This window comes from Leeuwenhoekiella parthenopeia (assembly GCF_020782115.1).
Lineage (GTDB): Bacteria > Bacteroidota > Bacteroidia > Flavobacteriales > Flavobacteriaceae > Leeuwenhoekiella > Leeuwenhoekiella parthenopeia.
Genome location: NZ_JAJGMW010000008.1, coordinates 38,833 through 61,863 on the forward strand (window position 1 = coordinate 38,833; position 23,031 = coordinate 61,863).

A 23,031-nucleotide genomic window follows, 5' to 3' on the forward strand; every position below is an offset into this window, starting at 1 on the left:
TTCTAATTATTAAAACCTTCTTCTTTATAAAAAGGGTAGACCATGTTGCCCCGCGCATTGGTCTGCCTGATGTTGTATTCTATAAGCAGGCGCACTTCGCCTTCCAGTTCCCGGCTGCGGTCGTAGCTCACCCCCAGCAGGTCGATGCGTTTCTCGTGATACAGGATCGCGGTGCGAATGCGTTCTTCAATGTAAGTGCGGGTGGAGAGGTCCAGCGATTCAAAAACCAGATCCTGCATTGCGCAACCGTATTTAGGCAGCATCACGCGCTCCCCAAGCTTAGTACTCAACAAAATGTGCAGGCTGGCGTTGATGTCTTCAACCCCAGAAGTCATCTGCGTTTTACCCGCTTCTTTATCAAAATGCGGGGGAAATGCCCATCCTGTACCTAAAAATGCCAGATTGTCTTTCATTGTTTTTTTATTGGTTTCGCCAGGGGGTATAATACTCTCAGGCTTAGCTCGAAATCAAGGTTTTGTTTCCTTTAAAAGCCTCGCGGTTTTGCCCGGAGGTAGGTTATGTTCTTTAAATTAATTAACTCTCAACAACCGTTTACCCAATTAAAACCGTGGGATCACCAGCCATTATAGTTCCTCCGTGTGCGGTAGCATCTCCTAAACGCGCGGCAGGCATTCCTTCTATTAAAACCGTAGCTGAGCCTGCGATAATGCTATCCGGCGGACCGGTGCAGACGGCCATATCTCCCACGCGAGCAGCCGGTAAGTTTCCTATAAGCACCGTGGGTGCTCCCGGAGGTAAAATGGGTCCGCCTACGTGAGGTACCGGCGTTGGACCGGGAATTACCTGAGGGCAAACGTGCATATCGTTTATACGTGCTGCTGGTGGCATAGTTTTTCTTTTTAGTTTATTTGTACCAAAGAACCTTTAAGCACGGCAATGGCGCTGGTAGAGAGCTCGGCTCCCGCACCGCCTTCGGCTTTAAATTCTGCATTGGCTTTGATGTTTACGTTGGTTCCTTCCAGGTTGAGATCGCCGGAAGCCTTGATGTTGATATCTGCGGTGCTGCTGATTTTAATCCCGTCTGAATTGAGGATGATGCTGTTAGCCCCGGCATCATCTATTTTAATTTCTTCGGCTTCATCGTCTATCACCACAATACGTCCCGCAGGCGTTTCGATGGTGACGGAAGCTTTCTCGTCATTGAAAAGCAATTTCATTCCGCTGCGGGTGACAAAGCCTTTTTCGTGGTTGTCGTCTGATGCGGGAAGCGGTGCCGGTTTGTTACTGCTGTTTACCGCGCCCAAAACCACAGCATAATTGGGATCACTGTTAATAAAGCCTACGATAACTTCATCACCCACTTCGGGTCTGAAAAAGCTGCCGCGGTTTTCACCAGCATCAAGAGTAGCTACACGTGCCCAGATTCCCTCTGAAGCCGCATCTATAATGGGAATATTAACCAAAATGCGGTCTTCACCCTGCGGATCTTCTTCCAGCTGGGTGACAATCCCGGTTTGCAGGCCCTGCACCGCAGCGACGAGACCGGCGGCGGGTTGAGAATTCACCGTGTATGTCTCGCTAAACCATTTGGGATCAAGACCAAACTGCGCATGTACCGTCCAGGTACCGTCGGCTATCTCATGTTGTACTCCGGTGATGTAGGCATTGCCGTTAAAACGGTCGCCCACGCCCTCGAGTTTAATGATGGTATCTGGTTTGACCTTTGGGATGCCTATAAATTGTACCCTGCCGCGGTTGCGGGCGAGTTGCTGTATTTTGGCTTTGGCATCGGCCCATTGTTGCAGTTGGGGGGTATCGAGCTGTCCACCGTGTTTGAGGCTTAAATTATCGAGATTGATTACCGCTGCGAGTTCGTTTTTTGAAAGATTTCCGTTAAGGTTTATGTTTGCTTCGGCTGCTTCGGTCTCTGTGAGTTCCTGATCGGCGGCATTCCAGCTGTAGGCGGTAATTTTTTTGAGTTGGTCGCGGGCGTCAATCTCGCCGTCAAAAGCCAGCATAGTGGCGCCATAGGCAACTGTCTCAACGGGTGCCTGAGTCAGGTTGGGTTCTTTGATCTGAATGCTTCCATCTTCAACAAAACCCAGTTTACCATTGGCCTGCGCCCGAAGCATCATAAAATCCCAGTCTGAAGTCTGGTATTGCACCAGTTCTTTATGGGTCACGCGGGTAGCTTCAACAGCTGCTGAAAGGCCGGTATATTTAGAAATAAGTTGCTCGATGATATCGCTGTCTGTGCTTTCGTAGAAATAAGCACTTTTAGTGCCCACGGTCATTTTAACCGCAGGATCTTTGCATTCTACTATAAGTGCAGAGGCAGCATCGCGTATCTTGATGCCGTGGCGAATGACAATGCCTTTAAAGAGGCTTTCTTCATCGCTGTGATAACCGGCTTTGATCTCGATCTCGCTACCGGGTTCAAAAAGGTTGGTATTGCTGAGTTCAAAATCCTGTGATGCCGCCTCGCCGTCTAAAATGACCAATTGGGCATAGGGAATGCGGTTGACCTCCCGGTTTACAACAATGGATTTTACCGAATAGGCCGCAGAGAGCTGCTCGCCATTTACCAAAAGGGTAGTGGTGACCAGATCCGGGTTTTGTGCGGTTGCTATGCTTCGGGAGGTGTTCATAAATTCTATACTTCGTTTTTTCGCTTTGCGGAAGTGTTATGCTTTCGCCAAAGGCGGAAAAAATAACTGCTGTCCGGTTGTTAGTTTTCTAAAGTTGGTTATCCCGTTTACGCGTGCGACCTGTAAATAATATTTGCTGTCTCCATAGATGCGATAGGTCATCAGCGGAAGCGTATCGCCATCTGAAACAGTGCGCATATGGGTAAGGTCTGGCGAACTGCTGTTTTCCTGAGCCAGGCGTAACTCTTCGTCAACGGTTTCTTTAAATTTGGCTTTAATCACGGCCCGAAGCGGAGTACCATCAGGGCTGAAGAGTTTAAACTCGATGCTCATATTGAGCATTACACACCTAAAGATGAGGTTGCCCCAGCGTATTTCGAGATAGTAGGGTTTGTGCTCTTCACCGGCATAGTCAAAAACCACTTTTTTAAAGAGTTTGATGTCGTCTATAATCCCATTTTCAGAACCCTGATCGTCGTGAGCGATAATCCCGGTGCGGTCAAAGAGAAATTCCAGATCCAGCTCTTTGGGTGTGATTTTGTCAAAAACAGGAGCGGTGGCACTACTGCCCGAGGCCTGTTCTTCTTTGTACTCGATTTGATAATTGAGCACATATTTTTCCGGGTTGAGCAAGGAGGTAAACTGGCCGTCGCCCACCTTGTCTGTAAACTCGGGATCTTTAAATGCCGTAATCTTAAGCTTATCGTGTGCTCCGGTTGTCATTTAGCGTTCGTTTTTACGTTTATCAATCTGCATCACCTGCTCCAGGCACGCCTGTATAATCGCCTCTTTCTTAGCTTCGGGTGAACGAGAGGCTGAAGCCGTGGACTGCGCATCATCGCTTACATTGATTTTGATATGCAGTTCTTTGATTTCTATAGGCATGGTTTAACTTTTAAAGTAATTATAGGCGAGCTCTATAGTCTCAATCACCAGGCTGTTTTCTTCGGCATTAAAGTCGCTCACGCTCCATTTTACGGGGTAGGCGTGTACCACGTTCCAGGTCTTTAAAGGCTGGTGTTCTTCATTGAGTAACTTGACCATTACCCCGGTGGGTTTAAACTGAAAATCTTCAATGGCATCACGGCACCAGGCGATCAAATTAGAGTTTGTGACCAAACCCCTTTTGAGAACCAGATTGGGGAATTTGGTACGTACCGGCAGCTTGTGCTTAAAGCGGTTTTCACCACCTTCGGCAAACTCTTCGGTCTCGATATCTACCGAAAGGCCGCTCACAGACTGAAACTCAAACTCACTGTCCTGTGTGACTCCAAATTCTACCTTGAAGTGAAAACCAACCGGCGGATAGTAGGTTGCCATTAGCTTCCGTTTTGAATGGTAAGGCCTTCGTGCGCAATTTCCATAGACTCAATGGCGACCTCATTGGCATCGCCTTTTAGGTCTGTTGACTGTACCTTAATGGGGAATGCGTTTTTGACTTTCCAGACCACCACGGGTGCGTGTTCTTCGTTGAGCAGGCTTATGGTGATATCGCGTCGTTCAATGGTGTTGAGTTTTACGGTATTCCACCAGTTGTAATACTCGTTATCGGCTAAAAAAGTACCGCGTTTAAGCGTGATGTTACTGTATTTCTGCATTCCCGGCATCTTAATTTTGCTGTACTCGGGGCTTGCACCGTGACGGTATTCGATGAGTTCGGTTTCAATATCAAGACCTGAAACTTCGGTAAAGCCCACGTTCGTACCTCCCCAGTCTACCAGGAAATGAAATTTTACTAATGGATATGTAGCTGCCATTTTATGTGTTTTTGGTTATTGATTTTTAAAGCTTGCAAAGTCTAAGATTCCTGCATTTTGTGCGAGAACTTCAGGATTATGAATTCTGCGGGTCGCACTACGGCCATCCCGATCTCGATATTCATAATTCCGTTGAGTATATCTTCGGCGGTCATGGTTTCGCCCAGACCTACACGCACAAAGAAGGCGTCATCAGGTTTGGCCCCTGCCAAAGCCCCGGCACGCCATTGCAGATTTAGGAAGTTTTCGATCATCGCACGCACTTTTACCCAGGTGTTGGCATCGTTGGCTTCAAAAACAAATTGTTCTGTAGCCTTTTTAACCGATTCTTCGACCATATTGAAAAAGCGGCGAACCGAGATATACCGCCATTCGTTATCGTTTCCGGCCAAGGTGCGGGCTCCCCAGACCATAATGCCTTTCCCGGTAAACGGGCGGATTGCATTGATACTCTTGCCTGCAACCACGTCTACATTGATGTCTTTTTGCTGGTCGTGATCAATGAGTTCGGTAACACCTACAACGCTGTTAAGGCTTGTGTTGGCGGGCGCTTTCCAGACTCCGCGGTTTTCGTCAATACGGGAATAAACACCTGCCATTGCTGCGCTGGGCGGAAGGGTGAGGTATTCACCGGCAATAGCATTTTTGATTGTTTTAAGTGCAGGAATGCTCTCTACGGCTGAATTTTCATATATGCTTACATAGCTTGTAACTGTGGTTTTGATGTAATCTACAGCCGATTTAATTTCGGAATACAGCCCGATGATCGCCGGGAAGTGATTGGTAATTCCCGCTCCCTGATTGTTAGCACCGCTAAAATAAGTTGCGTTTGCGGTTCCTGTAGCATAATCCAAACCGGTAACAGATGCATTAAGTGTCAAGGTGGTTGAGAATTCATCTTCAAAGTCGGCTTTCATTTGCTGTATCGCTGCGATAACCGTACTTATTGAACCGCTGTTTACATTGGCATCCAGCTGGGCTTTAAGGTGTGTGAGCAAAGCCTGATTGGGTGGGGTAGCGGTGGTATGCGTCAGGGCAAAATTGCTGGTTCCAATTTCGAGGGTATCGCGAACAAAGTCAATGCCTTCGATGTAAAAATCCAGTAAATCCTGAAATTTGGCTTTGGTGGTATCCTGTTTAAGTATGGTGACCAAATTTTCAAAACGGGCGTCTGCCGAGTTGGTACCAGCTGCAAGCGCGGTGAGTTGAGCATCTACAACAGCCTGGTCAGCCACAAGTTGGTCTAATTGATTAGCAAGGGCTTTGGCTGCGGCGTCGTCAATAAGATCGGCAAGACCTACCGGAACTCCGTTTCGCTTTATTTTGTCTTTAAGGCTTGCATAGCTCACCTCCCGAGGAAGATTTGCTTTAAGCCAGGGTGTGTAAGCTGCACCGTATTTCAGGTTGTTCATGCCGATACCGTTTCTGAAATCCTGAATTTCCTCATCCAGAGTTTTGGTTCCGTCATTTTTAAGATCTAAAATCGCAAAGCGATCGCCCAGTTTTCCGCACTGGGCCAGCATGGCCTGATACAGGCTGTTCATGTCACTCTGATTTAAAAGACAGGCGTCTGGAGCCACGAGTAAGGTAGGCTCATCTACTTTGGCAATGGCATCAAGGCCTTTCTTAAGCGCCGTAAGGGTAATGTTTGCTCCGTCTGATTTGCCCACACTCACTACATAACATTTTCCGCCCCCATTTGCATAGAACAGCCGCAGGGCTTCATAGAGGTAGTAATTGTCCTCCAGTTGGATATCGGTAACCTGGTTGAGGTTGTTGAGGGTAACCGAAGTGACCAGTATTTTGGGCGAACCGCCAAAATAAGAGACAAAATCAAGCATAGACGTGATTTTGGCAGGTTTAAATTCAAGCTCTTTCCCATTTGTATCTTTGGCCATATTTGTATAGCCTATAAAAGCAGGAATAGCAGTCTCAACCTGAGCAACAGAAGGAGGGAAGATGGAAATTTCTTCGACATAGACTCCCGGTGTTTTGTATGCAGATGCCATAATTAGAGTATTTAGTTAATATAGATTTTAGAATAGGTTTTTATAAGTGTGCCCACCGAATCTCGCTCCCATACCACGGTATTGGGTGATGCCGCAGGATAATCTGTATTTCCCTGGCTGACTTCGACAACGCCATTTTTTACCAAAGGTTTGGTGTTGGGATCTGTAGAGTGAATTAAATTTTGATTTTTGCCGGAATAGTAATTCCAGATTGTATTGCGGTTGTCAAAACGAATGCTGTATACCGGGTGTTCCTGTGGCAGGTTTCCGCTGGCCAAAATGAGATTGCGACCGTTACCTTCTCCACGCATTTTTAGAGAAACCAGTGCTTTAGATCGCAGGAGCTGATCTTCCGGATTATTTTCTATTAAAGACTTTTGAGTACCTGCGCTTATCCCGTACTGTGCGGCTTCGGTAGTACCCGAGGCCGTGTTGATGAGTGGCAGTGCCGGTTCAATCAGGTCGTTGTAATTTCTAAAAAGTAAGGGATAATGGGTTACCGTATCGAGATTTGAATAATTGGCAAAAAGTGCATCGTGCACGTTAATGACAAAATCAAGCTGAAGGTTTTCGTCTAAATCAATAACCGGTTTAAAGACCGTAGCATTGGGGTTTTGGGCCAACGCCTGAACTGCAATATTGAAACCGTGTGGTGTTTGCTTTAAAAAAAGTCTGTGATTACGCAAATGAGCATTCGTTTGCGCAGTTGGTTTTACCGAAGCAAATGCTGTCCAGTAATAATCACGGAGTTGCTGTTGTTTGAGTGCGGGGCTTTGATCAAAAGGGGTGTTGCCGTCATCCAGAAAATAGCGGTGATATACGAGCACTTCTGCCAGAATTCGATAGGTGTACGGTGCTGCCATTAGTTGATGTTTTTGTATTGTGTGCTCACATGAGAAAGCGGAGCACCCTGATCTAACAGATGGTCGCGTTCAAGACTGAGTAAATTGAGCTTGTAGAGTGCTGCCGGGTAGGCCTTGCCACCGTGCATACTCCAGATGTAGTTGAGTTCTTCAAAAGTGGGGGTGTAGAGGTCCAGCGTAAAGTAGAATTCCTTCACATCACGCATAACCTGTGTATTGCGTGAAAACACCGTGTTTTTATGGTTGAAAATACGCTTCCCCTGAAAAAATGCGATGAGCGCCGAAAGGGATCGAAGCGAAAAATCATAATCGCTGCGGTTGCAAGTAAACAGAATGTAAGCGTGTACATTTACGGGATTGTTAAGGTAAACCGGGTTCCCGTCCCGGAATTTCATATTGCGCTGGTTTTTGAGGCTGGTTTCTTCCTGAAGACTTAGCAACGACACAATCACCTTATTATCTAAAGCTTCATTATCCTTATTCGGGTTGTCTACAAAATGAGCAATAGAATCGAGTATGACTATATTGCTCCCCAGACCTGTATCGTTTAGATATTCAGATAATTGTTCCCGAACTATTTCTAAAGCTTCGTAAAGCATATTTGTGGAAAATAAGATTTTTTGTCTTTTCAAATGTATTTAGGAATGCTAAAGCCCGCAGGATGGAAATACCTGAAATTCAATATCTGATTTCCCTTTTTTTAAAAGTGTAAATTCCTTTAAATCAGGGGGTATTTCCCCCTATTTAGGGAAATTGAGGTACAGCCTGATGTTTAAAAGGGTACTTTAGAACAGCCAATTTTAAGATTTAGTTTATGGGACTTTTTAAGAGGAATATTTTTGTTATTGCCGCAATACTTTTTGGTATTAGCCAGGCGTGTGTGGAACCAGACACAGATTCTGATTTAGAAATGAATTCTGTAGCCCTAAGACGGCCAAATGGTGTTATACCTATTAAACAAGCCAAACTTTTAGATCGAACTTTTAAAGAAACCAGACAACCTGCCCTGGCTGAAAAATTAGGGGTAGAGGATAACCGGTCCTGCTGGTGGTCTATTGATGATCTGGAAGACTATATAGCCTATGCGCGTGCTGAAGCTTTAGCCCAGGGTTATGAGCTAAGCGGCTTACGTATTTATACCGGGGCTTACCCTAAATCTCATAGTGACAAAAAAATGGCCGGGTTTGCAACTATGTTTATTGTACCCACCGGAAACTCAACCATTCAACAGGCTGGTTTTATGTTGTTTCCTTTTTCTCAGGAGGAAAACACAGATTTAGAAATAGATCCGCTAAATATGGGGCATAGCCGTACACCTCCCAGTACAGGTTATTAATTGTATCACACAAAACCCCCGTAATTTTTATCTCTATCAATTGATGAAAGAATTAGGCTCTTATTCACAATACCTTGAGTTGATTGCGGTCATAATTGGGGTTGTTAAATACAGGGAGTTTAAAAACTATCAGTTAAAGTATGTTCTTTACTTTCTTATTTATGTGGTAATCAATGAATTTTTAACGGGTATATCCTATCCTGTATTTGGAGTTCCAAATTATGCGCTGTATAACGTTTATGTGTTGCTGCATTTTTGTTTTTTTATCGCCTGGTATCATTCGCTTTTAGAATCAGAGCTACGCAAAAAGCTGCTCAAGGTATTTTTTTTCTTCTATCTCGTGTTTTGGTCGTTTGAGAGTTTTTATCTGGACAATTTTACGGGTGAAGATGTAACTCTGTCCTTTACGCTTGGCGTCTTATTTTTAATCGTGGCGGTAGGCTTTTATTTTATGGAAATGCTCACGCGCGAAGTCGTTTTACACATCACCCAATCGCCTTATTTCTGGATTTCCTTCGGTATTCTGGTCTATTGCGTAACCTATTTGCCTTTTTACCTGACCCTTAGTTTTATCAACCGCGAAAACCCAATCATACTTAATGTAACCTTGTTCCTGATCAATTGTATACAATATTGTTGCTTCTCGATAGCCTTTATACAGGCCAACCGGAATCGTATGGAGCATAAATCTTAAAATCACCTGACCAATGCACCCCAACTATAATCCTTCCCCGCTATGAACCTCTATACAGAACAGGATGTATTGCCTACTATGGAATTGCTGGTTGTAGTATGCTCACTGGTACTGCTCCTGCTGTTGATACTGGTTATTGTTTTGTTTTCCATTTTTCAAAAACGAAAAATTCTTTTCATCACAGAACGCAATAAAGCCGAAATGCGGTATCAGGAAGAGCTTACCCGTACACAGCTTGAGATTCAGGAAGCTACGCTGAAAAATGTGAGCTGGGAATTACACGACAACATAGGCCAGCTCCTTTCTGTGGCTAATCTGGAACTGAATATGCTGCATAAAAAAAACGAGGAAGAACGCGAGCGTACCCTCGAAGATATACGCGGCCTGGTAGGCAGGTGCCTTATGGAGATTCGCGCTGTTTCCCGTAATCTAAATAACGAGGTAATCACGCAGGTGGGTTTAGCCGAAAGCGTGCGTTACGAGTTAAACAGACTAGACAAACTCGGTATTCTTAAAACCTCCCTAATCGTTGAAGGTGACAACTGGAAACCTCCTCAAAATGACGCTTTAATTTTGTTTCGCATCATTCAGGAATTTTTGACCAATGTAATAAAGCACGCAAAAGCAGCACATTTACAGGTGCTTTTTCAGTTTAGCATAGACCGTTTGTACATCGCGGCAAAGGATGACGGCATCGGCTTTAACATCGAGCAGGTTGCCTCAAGTTCCGGGCTTATAAATATGCGAAGCAGAGCAGCTCTCATAAATGCAGACTTCAATCTTACATCACAAAAAAGTAAAGGCACCTCGCTTATAATCAATTATTTGAGAAAATAGAATCGTATTTTGAACGTGAATTATGACTATATTTGATGTTCCAGCAACCAACAACTAACAAAATACAAACGATGACTAACCACCTAGTAGGTGTTGTTGATGATCACGTTTTATTTGCGCAATCCCTTCAAGGCCTTATAAACAGTTTTGAAGGTTTTGATGTCGCCTTTATGGCCCGCAATGGGAATGATATGATCAACAAGTTAAGCACCAATCCTCGTGACCCTGATATCATCCTCCTGGATATCAATATGCCAGTTATGAATGGTTTTGAAACCATCAACTGGCTTAACAATCATAAACCTCATATTAAAACCATCGCCCTGTCTATGGATGATGATGAGGAAACCATCATTCAAATGCTTAAGGCAGGCAGCAAAGGCTATTTGCTTAAAGACATACATCCCGATACGCTGCACAGCGCATTAAAGGAAGTGGTGGTCAAAGGCCATTTTTATACAGACAATGTCACCTCAGCTTTGCTTAGTGGTTTTTCTAAAAGGGATGATGAGGACGGTATCGCATCTTTTTCTGAACGGGAACTGGAGTTTATGGAGCTGGCCTGCTCAGATAAAACCTATAAGGAAATCGCCAGCGAAATGTGCCTGAGCCCAAAGACGATAGATAATTACCGCGATACCTTATTTAAAAAACTCGAAGTGCGCAGCCGTATTGGTCTGGTACTTTATGCCTTGAAGCATAAAATCGTAGAGACCTAGAAGTATTTTTTAAACCGTTTTAAGAATTTCAACTTTTTGGAATAGGGGGCATACCTGATGTTCAAATCGAGCCAGGTGGCCTTATAAACTATAGATTTTTGGTGTGAAAAGGTATCAAATGAGTGTCGTCCATGATAAGCACCCAGACCACTTTTTCCTACACCTCCAAAGGGAAGCCTGGGATTTAAAAATTGCGATACGACATCATTAATTACCCCGCCGCCAAATGAAAGTTCATTTAATACCTTGTTTTTTAAAGCTTTATTCTTTGAAAACAGGTATACGGCCAGTGGTTTATCGTATTTCTCGATCCAGTCCTGTATATCCTGATGGGTTTTATAGCTTAAAACAGGTAAAATGGGGCCGAAGATCTCTTGTTGTAAGACTTCTGGCAATTCACTTAGCGGAATGTTTGGATCAAGTACTCCCATATCGAGAATGGTGGGAGCCAGGTAGTTTTCTGAAGCATCGGCATCTCCGCCATATACCACCTGCTGATCCTCAATTAAGCCCTTGAGACGTTCAAAGTTTGATTGATTAATGATGCGGGCGTAGTCCGGTGATTCTTTGGGAGCTGGACCAAGAGCTCTTTGCAGTTCTGTTTTTAGCGCAGCGAGAAGTTGATCTTTGCTGTTTTCAGAAACCAGCAGATAATCTGGAGCGATACAGGTTTGCCCTGCATTTACGATCTTGCCCCAAACAATGCGTTTAGCAGTGAGTTCGAGAGGTGCAGTCTCGTCTACGATACAAGGGTTTTTACCACCCAACTCCAATGTGACGGGCGTAAGATGCTTTGCTGCCGCCTCATACACAATCTTACCTACTCGGGAGCTTCCGGTAAAAAACAGATAATCCCATTTCAGGTTTAGCAAAGCTTTAGCAACCCCGGCATCTCCCTGCACGACGTCAACATAGCCGGGTTCAAAAACTTCGGTTATTATTTTTTCTAAAACGGAAGCCGTATTCGGCGTGAGTTCACTGGGCTTTACTACAGCCGTATTACCCGCAGCGATTGCCGACATTAGTGGCGCCATTACCAGCTGAAACGGATAATTCCAGGGAGCAATGATGAGTACATTACCAAAAGGCTCCTTATAAATTTTTGAAAGCGAAGGAAAATTTACCAGACTTGGCAAAACATATCGGGGTTTTGCCCAGCTTTTACAGTTTTTAATCAGGCTTTTTAATTCCAGCAGAACGATCAGGAATTCACTGAGTTCGGTTTCATAAGCGGGTTTTCTAAAGTCCCGGTGTAACGCATCACAAATTTCTTCTTCATAACGCAGCAGCACATCTTTTAAGCGTTTTAAATGCAGAATGCGGTAATGAACATCACGGGTTAATCCTTTATTGAAAAAGAGCTTTTGTCTCGCAGAAATGGCCTGTAGATCGTTTGGGGAATTTTGAAAACTTGTGGTCAAATTGTTATTTTAAGAATTTAGGGTCTTTCATATACGTTCAAACGGAAGCTTTGGTTTTAATCTTACTTTTTAAATAGGCTGGCCGTAACTAAAACTTGCCCCAGATGTCTCTGGCTGTGTTCGGCAGCATGAAATAAAAGACCTAATGTTGTTGAAGGTAAAGCTTTTCGGCCAACTTTTCGTTCCTCAAGTAGAATCGCAGTATTAAGCGTTTTAAAATAAGCCAGAGCTTCGGTTACTTTGTGCTCAAAAGCCGCAATCAATTTGTCAACACTGCTATTTTCTTGCTCAGTTCCTTCGTTTCTTAAATACTCAAACTGGGCTTCAGTGAGGGATTCCCCTTTGGCATAGGTCATCATTCGGTCTAAAACTCCGGTGAGGTGTTGCAGATGAAAACCCACGCTGGCTCTTCCAGCGGGTTTTGACCACAAGTGTTGCTCATCAAAGTCTTCAAGCCACACCGGTAATTCTTCACCAGTCTGCAATAAAGCATGCGCTGCAGGTTGCAGAAGTTGGGGGATGTCTGGGACAGGCCCACGCAGCCAGACTTCAGGTTGCCGGTTCTTTTTCATCTAAATAAGATTTTAGTTTATACCAATCATCAATTTTTAAATGCTTTTCGTGATATAATGCCCTTTATGGGCTTTCCGAATTAATTCGTTGAAAGTTTAAAGCCCAAAACAACCGCCTGCTCGCTTCCGCCTTCAAAAAAAGAATGCACATAATCAAGCCTGAAAAACTTGAATTTGCCAAAACCCAGATTGTCTAAGCCCAGATTGAATTCGGTATAGGGCTTATTTTCTAAAGTGGAAAGCGTGTGCACACCTCCAATTAGATTAAGATTTAACGCGCGTATTCCCGGAATCTTACCCAGGATAAAACCTTTAAAGTTGTGTTCTACATGTGCTTCAAAAAAGCTGTTCCTAGTGCTGTACTCGTAATAGGGCATATTGTTGAAACCGGTAAGACGCGTATCCCTGAAATTGAGGTAGGTTCGGTTGCCGTTAAAATGCTGATAATCTATAAAAGGGATTCCATCTGCATTAAAAAAGGTGCCGCCGCTAAAGGCATATCCCAGTATCCCTTTGTTCCTCAGACTGAGTTCCTGGCGTAGTTCGGCTTTTATTTCGGTGAAATTATACCGCTTGTCGCTACCTGCAAATGCCTGCTCAGCACCCACGATTAAAGTAGGGTATTTAGACTCATCCAGATTGAACTTACCATCAGGATAACTCATATATTTTTGGTCAAAATGAATCACCGCCTGCAGATTTAACTTCGCCAGACTGTGTTTGCTAAAAGCCGCAGTGTTGAAATCATCCGGTGCCAGGGGATTGTTTGAAGTGTACCCAAAATCCCAGTTAAAAAAGGTCTGATCTGTGGTGTTAAACAGCGGACTGCGCTGCTCATAACCCAGTTGGGCGCTCAATTGCAATCCATTTACCAATTCTTCGCTATAGGCCAGACGCACAAACTCCAGATCATAGAGTTTTATGTGATTACGCTTCCAGATGAGGGTAGAGAAGGAGTTGCCCAATCTGGTGATGGGTTCTTCGGCATTAAATTGCTGTGCTTTGATACCTCCTGTAAGTGACAGCACACTTCTGCTGGTTCGGTTGAAGCGTTTGGCAATACGACCCGTAAGCCTTAAGCGCTCATCATCCAGTCCATAATTAGCCTGCCCCGATACACTAAAAGCCTGCTTGTAATCTTCGGTCCAGCTGTTGTAAGACAGGCCGGCAAAGGCGTTAAAGCCCTGAACCGTATTAAAATTGATCGTTTTAATGGGGCTATCATAACTCAGCCTCCATCTTTTAAATGAATTTTGATAGCTATAACCCAGAATGGGATCGACAAGGCTAAACCGGTTTCTTACCCGATCAACGGAATCTTTATACGGTTTTGAGTTGCGCTTTTCCTGCAAGCTGTCTTTAAAGGTGTAATCGTTGCGCTCCTCAAGTGTAAGCGGTACCGGGCGTGCCAGTTGCCAGAAAACCGAATCCTTTTTATTGGCTTCAGGTTTAAAACTCAGCACTTCGCGCGTAAAAGTGCCCCGTTCAAAATTCGGGTTAAAATCGTAATTGCTGTATACTGCGGTAAATCTTCCGTTACCGCCAAAGCCCAACATTTTAAAACTGAAGTCGATATTCTGGGAAATTTTGACCCACAATTCGAGATTGACGTCGTACTTAAAACTGTGTTTAAATCCCAAGGATTCAATAAACGGAACCTGAATCGCTGCTCCATTGGTAGTAAGGTCTACACCATAAAGCTGCCAGTCGTCTTCTACGATGTAAAGCGTTCCTCTAAAAATGCGGTCGTTTTCCCGTTTTGGGCTGACACTGATTTTATTGATGAGTTTGGCGCCTTCGCGAAAGGCACCTTCCAGTTTATAGGTGTAGTAATTAAAGGCGTTGTCAGCAAGAGGTGAGACCAGTTCGGTATTGATTTCAAGGGTATTGTCGTAGAATGAAAATTCGGCTTCCTGAGCGCTGTTAAAACTGAAACCGTTATCATCGCCACTTACTTTACTGGCTGTGATGGTTTCTTTAAAATCGTCCGGCTTTCGCACAGCGATTTTAGAAAGGGTTTCGCTCAAATAGACAATACCGCTTCGGGTAGAATCGAGCCCGCCACCCAGATCGCCTATGTCCTGCCCGAAGAATTTTTCAGGGGCATTTTCTACGCGCCAGATTCCGCGGGAATAAAAATCTGCGGTATAGGCGTTTTTCTTTTCAAGAATTTGAGGTTTTTTGGCAATTACAGCCCGTATAATACGATCTGCAGGATTAGACTGAGCGTCTACAACCACTTCATCAAGTGACGTAGTTTCAGGCTTTAAAGTCACATCGAGCACATAGGGAAAGCGTTGCGGCTTAATTTCAATTTCCTGTTTGGTAAAACCTAAAAATTGAAAAACCAGCGTATAGGTTCCCGGTTTGTCAAGTTGCAACTGGTAGGTTCCCGAAGCATTTGTCGTGGTGCCCAGAGTGGCGTCTTTGACGTACACATTTACGTAAGGCAGGCTGTTGTTGTCTGCATCGGTAACCAGACCGGTGACCTGAGCCTGCAGCGTAAAACTGAAAAGCAGCAGCGCGAAGAAAAGTAGTTTTTGAATCATAAATACCTGTTAGGCACCCTTAGGAAGGTGTAATTAAGTTAAATCTCTAATTTAAAGACGTCTGCCTCAGGTATGGGTTGCAATTAATTATTAAATGCCTTTTTAATTTGCCCCAGTCTCTTCTTACTATCCCGTTCTTTAATAGCCTCGCGCTTATCGTAAAGCTTCTTACCTTTTGCCAGGGCAATCTGCATTTTGGCCAGACCGCGGTCGTTAATAAAAAGCCGAAGCGGCACAATGGTTAGACCGCTGGTGCGTACTTCTTTCAGCAATTTATTCAACTCGCGACGGTTGAGCAAAAGCTTCCGGCTTTGTTTGGGATTGTGATTAAAGTAAGTGGCGTGTGAATACTCCTGAATGGTCATATTGATTACAAACAATTCATTGCCTTCAAACTCGCAAAAGCTTTCTGCAATTGAAGCTTTCCCTTCGCGTATCGATTTAATTTCGGTTCCTGCCAGTTTGATTCCCGCGGTGTATTTATCGAGAATCTCATATTCAAAGCGGGCCTTTTTGTTTTTTATATTTATGGTATTCGTTTGTTTCATCTTTGCAAATTGATAATACAGGCTTCTAAACTGCTTTTCTGAGTATATATCCTGTGATACAGCCTAAAATACACACAAAAATACGATTTTAACAAGGTCTGAGGTCGTTGCTTTAAAATCCTTTACTTTTGTGGTGTTGAAATTTTTGGTTTAAAAGGCCTAAATCTAAACCCTCTGCAGCACTTGAGTTGCGGGTTTAACGTGTGTTTATGAAAGCTCATAATGAGCATTAACAAATTAATTACCATCAAAATAATTACAACACAGATTATTTGAGGTTAACACTATTGGAAATTGATGAAACCTATTTTTCTCATTCTTTTGATAATCAGCATCAGCGCCTGTAAAGAGCAGAAACCTGCCGAAGACCTTTCGGCATCAGTAATTATTGATAATGCTATTGAAAAGGCGGGAGGAAAAATCCTGGATACCGCAACAGTTTCTTTTCGCTTTCGGGATCGATTTTACCGTGCCAGACGGGATAATGGTCTTTACGAACTGGAGCGTTGTACAGATGCTGCCTGCAAAGACACGCTAGATCAGCTTACCAACTCAGACTTTAAGCGTTTTATTAACGAGAAACAGGTTAAGCTGGCAGATAGTCTTGTGGCAGGGCTTTCGGGAAGCGTCAATTCCGTGCACTATTTTTCAGTATTGCCTTATGGTTTAGATGCCGAAGCGGTTCAGGCTAAAAAAATAGGGGTAGATACCATAAATGGAAAGACCTATTATGAGGTGCACGTAAGTTTTGCCGAAGACGGTGGCGGAGAAGATTTTGAAGACGAGTATATGTACTGGTTTAATACCGAAAATTTTGAGGTTGATTATCTGGCGTACAATTATCATGTGAATGAAGGCGGAACCCGTTTTCGGGAAGCTATAAACCCACGGATTGTAAACGGCGTTCGCTTTGTAGATTACATCAATTACGAGCCCGAAACCACATTCCCTCCTTTAGAAGATTTAGACAGCCTTTTTCAGGCCGGAAAACTTAAAGAGCTTTCGCGCATCATACTGGAAGATGTGCAGGTCAATTAATCAAAAGACCAGTCGTTGTAGTCCTGCAATTCGGCTTGTGCCGCACCATTCTTGATTTTTACGATATAGAGATTGCCAAATAAACTGTCGTCAATTTCACCATATTGGTCTTCGCCAAGAATGCTGTTTACAAAAGCCGGAGTGGTGTTGCTGTGGCCCACAATCAAAACCGTTTTTCCTGCAGTTTCCTGCTTAAATTTGTCATCATAAAGATTTTGCGCATCATAAATAGTTAATGCTAAATCATTAGCCTCGGCTACCGGCATTGCCGTTTTACGGGTTCGCACAAAATCGGTACTGTACACCGCGTCAAAATCAACATCTTTCAAAGTCTGCGCCCAGAACTCGGCACGCGCCAGTCCTTTATCTGTAAGATCAGGATCTGTACCGGCATCAGGGCCTCGCTCCTTATCTGCGTGGCGTATAAGATAATAGGTCGCTTCCGTTACCGGGATCTCAGCCTTTGCCGTTTTTGGAGAGGTATTTTTACAGCTTAAAAGGGCTGCTAGGAATAAGATGAGGAGAGTTGTCGACGATCGCATAGTTCTTGTTTTAAGTAAAATTAACGCTTGTCCCGCAAAGATTAGCTTTTTGTTGGCGCAAATACTTCATTATTCAGGGTAATTTTATTCTAGTACTAATCAATAAACTTAAAGCTATGAATAGTGATCAATTAGAAGGAAAGTGGAAACAGGTAAAAGGAAAATTTAAAGAGGAGTATGGTGATGTCACTGACGACGATACCACACACGCCGAAGGTAAATTTGAACAAATGCTTGGAAAACTTCAGGAAAAAACCGGAAAAACCAAAGAGCAAATCAAAGAATGGATTGACAAACAATAGGTTAATCCTCTTATTATAATTGGTGATTGGGCTGTCTGTTAAGGCAGCCCTTTTTCGTGCAGGCTTTTTATGACCAAATTGCAGCCGATCTCATTCGTTTTTATTGGTTTTGATGCTGTATTTTCGCAGCATTATGCGCGCGGTTAAAACTTTTTCGGTTCCCCAAAATGATGATCTCCCGGAGCGTCTGCTTCACTGGGCATCGCAGGATTCCGTAAGCTGTTTACTTACTTCAAATGCGCACAAAAGCCGCTACGGCAGGTTTGAATTGCTTCTGGGAGTAGGGGTTAAAACCGATTTAAGCTGCACGGCTTCAAACGCATTTCAACAACTTTCAGAGTACCGCTTGCAAACTCAGGATTGGATTCTGGGATTTTTGACTTATGACTTAAAAAATGAAGTCGAAATGCTTCAGTCTGATAATCCTGATGCACTTTATTTTCCCGATCTCTATTTCTTTCAACCTTTAAAACTTGTGAAACTTAAAGCGGAAGGGCTTCAGTTTTTGTATTTACCGGAAGTGGCGCACGAAATAGATACTGACTACGAGACCATTTTTTCCGCAGATTTTCAGGATTTACAGACCGAAGCTTTAGAAACACCTAAAATTAAAGTGCGTTTCAATAAAGATGCCTACTGTGCTCAGGTTTCGCAAATGCTGGAAGAGATTAAACGCGGCACGATTTACGAGGCTAATTTTTGCCAGGAATTTTACGCGGAAGCCCAAATCAATCCCATCAAAAGTTTCCTGAAGCTAAATGCGATGTCCCGGGCACCCTTTGCGGCTTATTTCAGGCTGGGGGAGCAGTATGCCCTGTGTTCTTCTCCTGAACGGTATTTGCAAAAAGCAGGAACTACGCTTATTAGCCAGCCAATAAAAGGTACTTCCAGACGGGGCCGGACTCCTGAAGAAGACTTTAGACTTAAGCAGGCTCTGGAAAACGATCCTAAAGAGCGCTCTGAGAATATTATGATTACCGATTTGGTGCGTAATGATCTTTCACGGGTTGCCAGCAAAGGCAGTGTCCAGGTAGAAGAATTGTGCCGGATTTACACCTTTGAGCAGGTGCATCAAATGATTACCACCGTTAGCGCTAAAATTCCATCGGGTACAGATCCCGTTTTGTGCTTGAAACATACCTTCCCAATGGGCAGTATGACCGGAGCTCCCAAGATTTCGGCAATGCAAATTATAGAAAGACTTGAAAACCGAAAGCGCGGTTTGTACAGCGGTTCAATAGGTTATTTTACACCTGAGGATGATTTTGATTTCAACGTGGTGATACGCAGTATTCTTTACAATGCAGAACAAAAATACCTGTCGTTTACGGTGGGAAGTGCCATAACGGCCCGGGCCGTTCCCGAAAATGAGTACGAAGAATGCCTCATTAAGGCCAAGGCTATGCGTAAAACACTGGAATCCTAATCCAGATTAAGCAACTGTATTTTATTGCGCTGTATGTTGATGCGCCCTTCCAATTCCAGTTTTTTGAGTAATCTGGAAATCACCACGCGCGACGTATGCAGTTCGTACGCAATATCCTGATGGGTGCTGTTGAGTTCGTCACTCTGCGTAAGTTTCTGCTTATCGCGCAGATAGCGCAACAGGCGTTCATCCATTCGCATAAAAGCGATGCTGTCAAGGGTGTCGAGCATTTCTTTCAGGCGGTTTTGATAGCTATCAAATATAAAATTGCGCCAGGTTTTATATTTAGAACTCCATTCTTCCATTTTTTGGATGGGAACCATAATCAAAACGGTATCGAGCTCTGCAATGGCACGAATCTCACTTTTGCGCTGCCCACGGTTAAAGGAAAGCGTGAGAGCGCAGGTATCGCCTTTTTCCAGAAAATAAAGCAGGAGTTCGTCTCCATCGGGATCTTCGCGTAATATTTTGATCGCCCCGGAAATGAGCAGCGGCATCGCGGTAATATACTGACCTATATCCATCAGTTTATCGCCTTCTTTTACCTCGCGCAAGCTTCCGGCTTCATTGATTTCTTTCAGTAATTCCGGCTCAAAAATGTGCCCGTAATGCAGTTGTAGCAATTCTTCCATAAGGGTAAAAATAAGGTGAATGTGGTGATATATGCTGAATTTTTTCCGTCTTAAATTTTAAAAAAGGGTTAAAGTACTGGCAAAAAAGCTCCAAAATTTTATATTAAGACGAAATCAAATTGAATTTATATGGCTGGTCACAGTAAATGGGCAAATATCAAACATCGCAAAGGCGCACAGGATAAGAAGCGCGCAAAACAGTTTACCCGCGCAATAAAAGAGATTACAGTCGCTATTAAAGAAAATAACCAAAATGGCGATCCTGATTCGAATCCGGCACTTCGTAATGCGATTCAGAACGCCAAAGGGGTGAATATGCCTAAAGACACCATCGAACGTGCAATTAAAAAAGCGAGTGGGGCAGATGCCGATACGTATGAGCAAATGACATTTGAGGGTTATGGGCCGCACGGAATCGCTTTTTTTATTGAATGTACCACTGACAATGCCAACCGCACGATTTCTTCGGTGCGTTCTATTTTCAGTAAAAATGGCGGAAGCCTGGGTACTAATGGTTCGCTGGAGTTTCTTTTTGACCGAAAAGGGGTTTTTACGTTAGATAAAACCGAAATAGACCGGGATTTTGAGCTGTTACAGCTTGAACTTATAGAAGGTGGTGCCGAATCTTTTGAAAATCATGAGGATGTTTTTATTATTTATACCGAGTTTACCGATTTTGGAAAAATGGCGCAACATCTGGAAGCATTGAATATTGAAACCAAAAATGCCGAATTGCAGCGCATTCCGCTGAATACCATTGAGCTTCCGCTAAAAGAATCCCGCCAAATTCTCAATTTAATCGAAAAGTTTGAAGATGATGATGACGTTCAAAACGTCTTTCACACCTTAGAATTTACCGAAGAACTGGAACTCGCTTTAGACGAGGAAGAATAAATTAGTCTTTAAATTTTTCCTCTTTTTGATCGGCTTCCCTAGTCTCCGGATTTTGTTTGGTCTTTTTCGTTTTCGATTTCTTTTTAGCCTTTGATTTTTTCTTCTTCTTGGTCTTCTCTGAATTTTCTACTTCGGGCTCATTTTCAAACTGAAGCCGGGTTTTTGAAAGGTGTTTTCCATTCTCAAGCTCACAAATAAAACGCACCAGTTCCTCGCGAAGCTCACAATGTAAATCCCAGGTCGTTGAAGCGTCTTTGGCACTGCACAGGGCTCTGATTTTGATGCCGGTTTCGGTGGTTTCAACCACCTGTACTTTTGGAGGGTATTCCTCATCCCAGTTTTCATTGTCTTTTAAAATCTCCTCAAATTTCGCCCGTATTTTAGAAACATCAATCTCATAGTCGGCGTGCAGAATAATAGGTCGTATCTGATGTGCGCTGGTCATCGACCAGTTTTCAAAGGTGTTGGAAATAATGTGCTTCAGCGGAACAATGAGTCTTCTTTGATCCCAGGTACGCACCACCATATAGGTAAACCGAATATCTTCTACATAACCCCAGTCGTCATTGATGATCACAGTATCCCCAATGCGGGCGGGGCGGGTGATGGCGATTTGAATTCCCGCGATAATATTCCCCAGGGTGCTTTGGGCAGCCACCCCTAAAATAACGGTCGCAAGTCCGGCGGAAGCAATCAGGGAGATGCCCAGTTTTTCGAGGCTCCTAAACTGGGAGAGAATGACTGCAATCCCCACGATAATTACAATAAATGTGATTACGCGACGTGCCACCGATATGTAGGTCATCATCATACGCGCCTCGCTGTTTTCTTCTGGATCGGCATCGCCAATTTTGGTTTCGGCGACATAGACCATAAACGAGTCAATAAAACGCATTATAAACCAGGTAATGGTGCCAATAACGGCTATAAGCAAAATGGCGTATAAAGTGCTGGCAAATGAGCCGCCAAAGGATATGAGTTTGTTAAGCGTGATGTAGAAGAAGAGTACCCCAATGGCCCAGGCGGCAGGAGTAGCCAGTTTTTTTGCGATGGTTTTTACCCAGATTTGTTTTGATTTCCGAAACAAACGCCGCAAAATAAAAAGGCTGAATTTCCCAATAAGATAAGAGATAAAAATAAGCAGAAAGGTACCTGCAAATTTCCAGACGGGCATATTGAGCCATTTGATACGGGCCCAGTCGGGCATCATACGATCGAGCTGCCGCGGACCGTACTGCTCATAAAGCGCATCTATATTTTCGACTGTGTTTGCAGATATCAACCAGAAGGCACCAAATTCTTTGTATTTAACCCGCTGCAGCCGTAGTACGATGTCTCTGCCATCGAGACCTATTTCCCCAAAAACGACACTGCGCAAGGGCTTTCCGGAAATAGCTTTATTCGTTGCAGTGCTGATATCAATTTGCCCGTCGGGACGGTCCGAAAGGCTTCCCCAGTCAATACTCACCCGTTGGTTGAGAATAAAGTACAGTTTTTCGGCAAGGGTAGCGGCCTGTTCCGGAGTCAGGCTGTCTGGTAATAGGTTTAAATTTAAAGCGCAAGCGGCATCTTCGTAGTTTCCGCTGCGGGCGCTCACCACAAAATGCTCAAGAGTAGCCTGCGGTGATTGAAAGTTGAATTTATTGGGCGGTAGCCCTATTGCTTCATTGAGGCGGTTTACAACATAATAGGCTTCATTGTATTCCTGCAGGGCATTTACACCATAATCGCCATTTTCAGGCACCGTAGCATCACTTGAAGGTAACAATCTGCCATTCGTAGTGGCGGTACTGTCTGACTCCTGAGCAGACAAAAATGGGAATATAAATACTAAAAATAGTAGCGTGGCAGCCTGTTTTGTTTTCATAGACTGAAAGATACCAAGGATCAATCTGATGAAGTATTAGCATTTCGTTAAAAGAAACTGATTTGCAGGGCAGATGTATTATAATTTGTAGTAATTTAAAGAATCGTTTTAATTTTCAGTAAAAGGTATTGGTCGACTGAAGTATCAGTACCTTAAATTAAATGTATAATTAACATTTAATTAATGATTTTGTGGTTAAATAGTTTCAAATTAGTATCATTAATCGCTTAAGATTAGCCTTTTAGTTTATTGATATTTATTAGGTTTACCATTTTAAGAGTTGACCTGTCATTTTTGCCCTTTTAAAGAAAGCAGAACCCTGCATCCGTTTTCTAAATGGTAATTAATTGAGAAAAAGGAGGTCTATTTAAGGAAGCTATAAAGCAAAGCGGAAGCCAATTAGGGCAATTGTTAGT

At 43.5% G+C, this 23,031-nt stretch carries 25 protein-coding genes; 8 read left to right on the forward strand and 17 right to left on the reverse strand.

The genetic code is table 11. From position 1 onward, the window contains the following. Positions 1-2 precede the first annotated feature (2 nt). The 10 genes from LLW17_RS07695 to LLW17_RS07740 all read right to left on the reverse strand — a co-directional run bounded on the left by LLW17_RS07695 (position 3) and on the right by LLW17_RS07740 (position 7,870). Entirely contained in the window at positions 3-413 is a 411-nt protein-coding gene (locus LLW17_RS07695; RefSeq protein ID WP_228229674.1) for a GPW/gp25 family protein, read from the reverse strand. A 139-nt stretch (positions 414-552) separates the two neighbouring features. Beyond that, the gene (locus tag LLW17_RS07700; RefSeq protein ID WP_228229675.1) at positions 553-849 is read right to left on the reverse strand and encodes a PAAR domain-containing protein; all 297 of its coding nucleotides are present in this window, start codon (positions 847-849) and stop codon (positions 553-555) included. An 11-nt stretch (positions 850-860) separates the two neighbouring features. After that, positions 861-2,609 (reverse strand): type VI secretion system tip protein VgrG, encoded by a 1,749-nt coding sequence (gene vgrG / locus LLW17_RS07705; protein WP_228229676.1) that lies wholly within the window; start codon positions 2,607-2,609, stop codon positions 861-863. A gap of 36 nt (positions 2,610-2,645) precedes the next feature. Continuing rightward, a complete protein-coding gene (locus LLW17_RS07710) occupies positions 2,646-3,332 on the reverse strand; it encodes a CIS tube protein (RefSeq protein WP_228229677.1) in 687 nt (228 codons plus the stop codon). Next, on the reverse strand, positions 3,333-3,494 hold the full coding sequence (locus LLW17_RS07715) for a DUF5908 family protein (protein WP_228229678.1): 162 nt from the start codon (positions 3,492-3,494) through the stop codon (positions 3,333-3,335). A 3-nt stretch (positions 3,495-3,497) separates the two neighbouring features. Continuing rightward, positions 3,498-3,929, reverse strand: a complete 432-nt coding sequence (locus LLW17_RS07720) for a phage tail protein (protein ID WP_228229679.1) — start codon at positions 3,927-3,929, stop codon at positions 3,498-3,500. After that, a complete protein-coding gene (locus LLW17_RS07725; RefSeq protein WP_228229680.1) occupies positions 3,929-4,366 on the reverse strand; it encodes a phage tail protein in 438 nt (145 codons plus the stop codon). Before LLW17_RS07725 ends, LLW17_RS07720 begins: the two co-directional genes overlap by 1 nt. 41 nt (positions 4,367-4,407) lie before the next feature. Continuing rightward, on the reverse strand, positions 4,408-6,375 hold the full coding sequence (locus tag LLW17_RS07730; protein ID WP_228229681.1) for a phage tail sheath C-terminal domain-containing protein: 1,968 nt from the start codon (positions 6,373-6,375) through the stop codon (positions 4,408-4,410). An 11-nt stretch (positions 6,376-6,386) separates the two neighbouring features. After that, positions 6,387-7,238 carry a hypothetical protein gene (locus LLW17_RS07735; RefSeq protein ID WP_228229682.1) on the reverse strand — a complete coding sequence of 284 codons (852 nt, stop codon included), beginning with the start codon at positions 7,236-7,238 and terminating at the stop codon, positions 6,387-6,389. Beyond that, entirely contained in the window at positions 7,238-7,870 is a 633-nt protein-coding gene (locus LLW17_RS07740) for a Pvc16 family protein (RefSeq protein ID WP_228229683.1), read from the reverse strand. The genes LLW17_RS07735 and LLW17_RS07740 overlap by 1 nt, the downstream gene beginning before the upstream one ends. Before the next feature lie 182 nt (positions 7,871-8,052). On the opposite strand from LLW17_RS07740, the gene LLW17_RS07745 reads away from it, so the two are divergent. The 4 genes from LLW17_RS07745 (at position 8,053) to LLW17_RS07760 (ending at position 10,824) form a co-directional block, all read left to right on the forward strand. Next, a complete protein-coding gene (locus tag LLW17_RS07745; RefSeq protein WP_228229684.1) occupies positions 8,053-8,574 on the forward strand; it encodes a hypothetical protein in 522 nt (173 codons plus the stop codon). Between the two features lie 43 nt (positions 8,575-8,617). Further along, the gene (locus tag LLW17_RS07750) at positions 8,618-9,268 is read left to right on the forward strand and encodes a hypothetical protein (RefSeq protein WP_228229685.1); all 651 of its coding nucleotides are present in this window, start codon (positions 8,618-8,620) and stop codon (positions 9,266-9,268) included. A gap of 42 nt (positions 9,269-9,310) precedes the next feature. After that, positions 9,311-10,105: a sensor histidine kinase gene (locus LLW17_RS07755; RefSeq protein WP_228229686.1), complete on the forward strand. Its 795-nt coding sequence runs from the start codon at positions 9,311-9,313 to the stop codon at positions 10,103-10,105. 71 nt (positions 10,106-10,176) lie between these two features. Then, positions 10,177-10,824 (forward strand): response regulator, encoded by a 648-nt coding sequence (locus tag LLW17_RS07760; RefSeq protein ID WP_228229687.1) that lies wholly within the window; start codon positions 10,177-10,179, stop codon positions 10,822-10,824. Here the strand turns inward: LLW17_RS07760 and LLW17_RS07765 are convergent. From LLW17_RS07765 to smpB, 4 genes are all read right to left on the reverse strand, one after another. Next, positions 10,821-12,245 (reverse strand): aldehyde dehydrogenase, encoded by a 1,425-nt coding sequence (locus LLW17_RS07765; protein ID WP_228229688.1) that lies wholly within the window; start codon positions 12,243-12,245, stop codon positions 10,821-10,823. The two genes, LLW17_RS07760 and LLW17_RS07765, sit on opposite strands and share 4 nt — an antisense overlap. A gap of 62 nt (positions 12,246-12,307) precedes the next feature. Further along, positions 12,308-12,817: a DinB family protein gene (locus LLW17_RS07770; protein ID WP_228229689.1), complete on the reverse strand. Its 510-nt coding sequence runs from the start codon at positions 12,815-12,817 to the stop codon at positions 12,308-12,310. Positions 12,818-12,897: 80 nt separating this feature from the next. Next, on the reverse strand, positions 12,898-15,366 hold the full coding sequence (locus LLW17_RS07775) for a DUF5686 and carboxypeptidase regulatory-like domain-containing protein (RefSeq protein WP_228229690.1): 2,469 nt from the start codon (positions 15,364-15,366) through the stop codon (positions 12,898-12,900). Between the two features lie 83 nt (positions 15,367-15,449). Next, positions 15,450-15,914, reverse strand: coding sequence for an SsrA-binding protein SmpB (smpB, locus tag LLW17_RS07780; protein WP_228229691.1), 465 nt, complete (start codon positions 15,912-15,914; stop codon positions 15,450-15,452). 297 nt (positions 15,915-16,211) lie between these two features. Here smpB and LLW17_RS07785 point away from each other — a divergent pair, with 297 nt between their 5' ends. After that, positions 16,212-16,952, forward strand: a complete 741-nt coding sequence (locus tag LLW17_RS07785; protein ID WP_228229692.1) for a DUF6503 family protein — start codon at positions 16,212-16,214, stop codon at positions 16,950-16,952. On the opposite strand, the gene LLW17_RS07790 is transcribed toward LLW17_RS07785, so the two are convergent. Further along, on the reverse strand, positions 16,949-17,494 hold the full coding sequence (locus tag LLW17_RS07790; RefSeq protein ID WP_228229693.1) for a SixA phosphatase family protein: 546 nt from the start codon (positions 17,492-17,494) through the stop codon (positions 16,949-16,951). The two genes, LLW17_RS07785 and LLW17_RS07790, sit on opposite strands and share 4 nt — an antisense overlap. 116 nt (positions 17,495-17,610) lie before the next feature. Between LLW17_RS07790 and LLW17_RS07795 the strand changes: the two genes are divergently transcribed. Together LLW17_RS07795 and LLW17_RS07800 are read left to right on the forward strand one after the other, a co-directional pair. Further along, positions 17,611-17,796: a CsbD family protein gene (locus LLW17_RS07795; RefSeq protein ID WP_228229694.1), complete on the forward strand. Its 186-nt coding sequence runs from the start codon at positions 17,611-17,613 to the stop codon at positions 17,794-17,796. Positions 17,797-17,929: 133 nt separating this feature from the next. Continuing rightward, the gene (locus tag LLW17_RS07800) at positions 17,930-19,222 is read left to right on the forward strand and encodes an anthranilate synthase component I family protein (protein WP_228229695.1); all 1,293 of its coding nucleotides are present in this window, start codon (positions 17,930-17,932) and stop codon (positions 19,220-19,222) included. Here the strand turns inward: LLW17_RS07800 and LLW17_RS07805 are convergent. Then, a complete protein-coding gene (locus LLW17_RS07805; protein WP_228229696.1) occupies positions 19,219-19,854 on the reverse strand; it encodes a Crp/Fnr family transcriptional regulator in 636 nt (211 codons plus the stop codon). The two genes, LLW17_RS07800 and LLW17_RS07805, sit on opposite strands and share 4 nt — an antisense overlap. Positions 19,855-19,983: 129 nt before the next feature. On the opposite strand from LLW17_RS07805, the gene LLW17_RS07810 reads away from it, so the two are divergent. Further along, positions 19,984-20,748, forward strand: a complete 765-nt coding sequence (locus LLW17_RS07810; protein ID WP_228229697.1) for a YebC/PmpR family DNA-binding transcriptional regulator — start codon at positions 19,984-19,986, stop codon at positions 20,746-20,748. Between the two features lies 1 nt (position 20,749). Here LLW17_RS07810 and LLW17_RS07815 read toward each other — a convergent pair whose 3' ends face one another. Continuing rightward, positions 20,750-22,615, reverse strand: a complete 1,866-nt coding sequence (locus LLW17_RS07815) for a mechanosensitive ion channel family protein (RefSeq protein WP_228229698.1) — start codon at positions 22,613-22,615, stop codon at positions 20,750-20,752. Between the last annotated feature and the right edge of the window lie 416 nt (positions 22,616-23,031).

Bases quoted from the DNA above. Each gene is read 5' to 3' on its own strand.
- LLW17_RS07730 (WP_228229681.1), bottom strand. From the start codon at position 6,375: ATGGCATCTGCATACAAAACACCGGGAGTCTATGTCGAAGAAATTTCC.
- LLW17_RS07800 (WP_228229695.1), top strand. From the start codon at position 17,930: ATGCGCGCGGTTAAAACTTTTTCGGTTCCCCAAAATGATGATCTCCCG.
- LLW17_RS07750 (WP_228229685.1), top strand. From the start codon at position 8,618: ATGAAAGAATTAGGCTCTTATTCACAATACCTTGAGTTGATTGCGGTC.
- LLW17_RS07745 (WP_228229684.1), top strand. From the start codon at position 8,053: ATGGGACTTTTTAAGAGGAATATTTTTGTTATTGCCGCAATACTTTTT.
- LLW17_RS07785 (WP_228229692.1), top strand. From the start codon at position 16,212: ATGAAACCTATTTTTCTCATTCTTTTGATAATCAGCATCAGCGCCTGT.
- LLW17_RS07760 (WP_228229687.1), top strand. From the start codon at position 10,177: ATGACTAACCACCTAGTAGGTGTTGTTGATGATCACGTTTTATTTGCG.
- LLW17_RS07810 (WP_228229697.1), top strand. From the start codon at position 19,984: ATGGCTGGTCACAGTAAATGGGCAAATATCAAACATCGCAAAGGCGCA.
- vgrG (WP_228229676.1), bottom strand. From the start codon at position 2,609: ATGAACACCTCCCGAAGCATAGCAACCGCACAAAACCCGGATCTGGTC.
- LLW17_RS07770 (WP_228229689.1), bottom strand. From the start codon at position 12,817: ATGAAAAAGAACCGGCAACCTGAAGTCTGGCTGCGTGGGCCTGTCCCA.
- LLW17_RS07755 (WP_228229686.1), top strand. From the start codon at position 9,311: ATGAACCTCTATACAGAACAGGATGTATTGCCTACTATGGAATTGCTG.
- LLW17_RS07700 (WP_228229675.1), bottom strand. From the start codon at position 849: ATGCCACCAGCAGCACGTATAAACGATATGCACGTTTGCCCTCAGGTA.
- LLW17_RS07710 (WP_228229677.1), bottom strand. From the start codon at position 3,332: ATGACAACCGGAGCACACGATAAGCTTAAGATTACGGCATTTAAAGAT.
- LLW17_RS07715 (WP_228229678.1), bottom strand. From the start codon at position 3,494: ATGCCTATAGAAATCAAAGAACTGCATATCAAAATCAATGTAAGCGAT.
- LLW17_RS07795 (WP_228229694.1), top strand. From the start codon at position 17,611: ATGAATAGTGATCAATTAGAAGGAAAGTGGAAACAGGTAAAAGGAAAA.
- LLW17_RS07735 (WP_228229682.1), bottom strand. From the start codon at position 7,238: ATGGCAGCACCGTACACCTATCGAATTCTGGCAGAAGTGCTCGTATAT.
- LLW17_RS07790 (WP_228229693.1), bottom strand. From the start codon at position 17,494: ATGCGATCGTCGACAACTCTCCTCATCTTATTCCTAGCAGCCCTTTTA.
- LLW17_RS07805 (WP_228229696.1), bottom strand. From the start codon at position 19,854: ATGGAAGAATTGCTACAACTGCATTACGGGCACATTTTTGAGCCGGAA.
- LLW17_RS07725 (WP_228229680.1), bottom strand. From the start codon at position 4,366: ATGGCAGCTACATATCCATTAGTAAAATTTCATTTCCTGGTAGACTGG.
- smpB (WP_228229691.1), bottom strand. From the start codon at position 15,914: ATGAAACAAACGAATACCATAAATATAAAAAACAAAAAGGCCCGCTTT.
- LLW17_RS07815 (WP_228229698.1), bottom strand. From the start codon at position 22,615: ATGAAAACAAAACAGGCTGCCACGCTACTATTTTTAGTATTTATATTC.
- LLW17_RS07775 (WP_228229690.1), bottom strand. From the start codon at position 15,366: ATGATTCAAAAACTACTTTTCTTCGCGCTGCTGCTTTTCAGTTTTACG.
- LLW17_RS07720 (WP_228229679.1), bottom strand. From the start codon at position 3,929: ATGGCAACCTACTATCCGCCGGTTGGTTTTCACTTCAAGGTAGAATTT.
- LLW17_RS07695 (WP_228229674.1), bottom strand. From the start codon at position 413: ATGAAAGACAATCTGGCATTTTTAGGTACAGGATGGGCATTTCCCCCG.